This is a genomic window from Streptomyces chiangmaiensis (assembly GCF_036281785.1).
Lineage (GTDB): Bacteria > Actinomycetota > Actinomycetes > Streptomycetales > Streptomycetaceae > Streptomyces > Streptomyces chiangmaiensis.
The window spans coordinates 1-2,065 of sequence record NZ_JAYWVC010000496.1; the positions used below are offsets into that span (position 1 = coordinate 1).

Below are 2,065 nucleotides of genomic sequence, written 5' to 3' on the forward strand. Positions count from 1 at the left end.
CGACAGCCTGAGCCACCTGGTCGCCGTCATGCAACGCACCGGTCACAGCACCGCCGCGGTCACCCACGACGGCAGCGCCACCGGCCGCCTGCTCGGCCTGGTGACCTCCCGCGACTTCCACCCCCAGCGCCACGACCTCGACGGACCGGTGAGCGGTCGGATGACCGCCATCGCCGACCTCTCTCACGCCGCAGCCGACACCACGCTCTCCGAAGCCAACGCCCGACTGTGGGACCAGCGGCGCGACTGCCTCCCCGTGCTCGACGCCGAGGGCCACCTGCAGTACCTGGTCTTCCGGTCCGACTACACGGACAACAAGCGCTTCCCGAACCAAGCCGTCGACAGCGCCAAGCGCCTGCGCGTGGGCGCGGGCATCAACACCCACGACTACCAAGAGCGCGTTCCCGCCCTGCTGGAGGCCGGCGCGGACGCCCTGTGCTTCGACTCCTCCGATGGCTACAGCGACTGGCAGGCACAAGCCCTGAACTGGGTGAAGAAGCACTACCCGGAGATCCCGACCGGCGGCGGCAACGTGGTCGACGGCGAGGCGTTCACCTTCCTCGCCGAGACCGGTGCGGACTTTGTCAAGGTCGGCGTGGGCGGCGGCTCCATCTGCATCACCCGCGATCAGAAGGGCATCGGTCGCGGCCAGGCCAGCGCGGTGCTGGACGTCGCCGCCGCCCGGGACGCCTTCCGTGATCGCACCGGCGAGTACGTGCCGATCTGCTCTGACGGCGGGCTGGTGCACGACTACCACGTGGCCCTGGCGCTGGCGCTGGGAGCCGACTTCGTCATGATGGGCCGTTACTTCGCCCGCTTCGACCAGGCGGCCGGCGCGAAGCTCCCCACCCGGGACGGCTTCGTGAAGGAGTACTGGGGCGAGGGCTCGAACCGCGCCCGCAACTGGCAGCGCTACGGACAAGGAGGCCAGGGCCTGATCTTCGAAGAGGGCGTCGACGGCTACGTCCCCTACGCCGGCGACCTCAACGAAGGGCTCGCCGTGACCATCGCCAAACTCAAGACCACGATGGTGTCCTGCGGCTCCACCACTCTTCCGGAGTTCCAGTCCACGGCCCGGCTGACTCTGGTCTCCGACCAGAGCTTCCAGGAAAGCCACGCCAACGTCACCCTGCGGGACACCCCGGCGACCGTCGGCTGAGAGGCTGTCAAGAGCCCTGGGCTACTGGCTGGAGGGGAATAGTGCACAGCCGGAATAACCCCCTCCCGCCAGTAATCCGCGAGATCACCAAAGATGCTCTCACCGAGTACTTCGGCACCCCGGCAGTGAAGTCGGTCAAACGCAAGCTCGATCCCGACCTTGTGCCGGGATCGAGACCCTGATCGAGCCGGCCGGGGGCCAGATCGTCGCCGAGTACTTCGACATCGGTCACAGCCGCTCCCTCCCCTGGCAGCGCCGCCCCCGCGCCAACGAACTCCTCCAAGCGCTCCGCAACGCGAACCGCGGCTTCGACGCCGTCGTGATCGGCGAGCCGCAGCGCACCTTCTACGGCAACCAGTTCGGCAACACCTTCCCGGTGTTCGTACACTTCCGCATCCCGCTGTGGGTGCCGGAGGTCGGCGGGCCCATCGACCCGGACAACGAGGCCCACGACCTGGTCATGTCCGTCTTCGGCGGCATGAGCAAGGGAGAGCGCAACCGCATCAAAATCCGGGTGCGCACTGCCATGGGCTCTCAGGCCAAGCTCCAGGGCCGCTACCTCGGCGGACGACCGCCCTACGGCTACCGGATTGCCGACACCGGACCCCACCCCAACCCCTCGAAGGCCGCCGCCGGCCAGCGCATCCACAAACTCGAGCCCGACCCTGTCGCCGCACCCGTCGTGCAGCGGATCTTCACCATGTACGTGAGCGGCATGAGCGACAAATCCATCGCCGCCGAGCTCACCCGGGAAGGCATCCCTTGTCCCTCCGCCCACGACGCCACCCGGAATCCGCACCGCAAGAAGACCGCATGGCAGCAGGGCGCCGTGCGCAACATCCTGATCAACCCCCGCTACACCGGCTACGAGGTCTGGAACAAGCAACGCAAGGAAGAACGCCTCCT

Annotated in this window: 2 protein-coding genes; both read left to right on the forward strand. The window is 67.9% G+C overall.

What is annotated here, in order from left to right; genetic code table 11:
- On the forward strand, positions 1-1,159 hold a 1,159-nt coding region (locus tag VXC91_RS44875), incomplete at its 5' end, for an IMP dehydrogenase (protein ID WP_329513093.1).
- Between the two features lie 319 nt (positions 1,160-1,478).
- Positions 1,479-2,065: recombinase family protein (locus tag VXC91_RS44880; protein WP_329513094.1), on the forward strand; the 587-nt coding region annotated here is incomplete at its 3' end.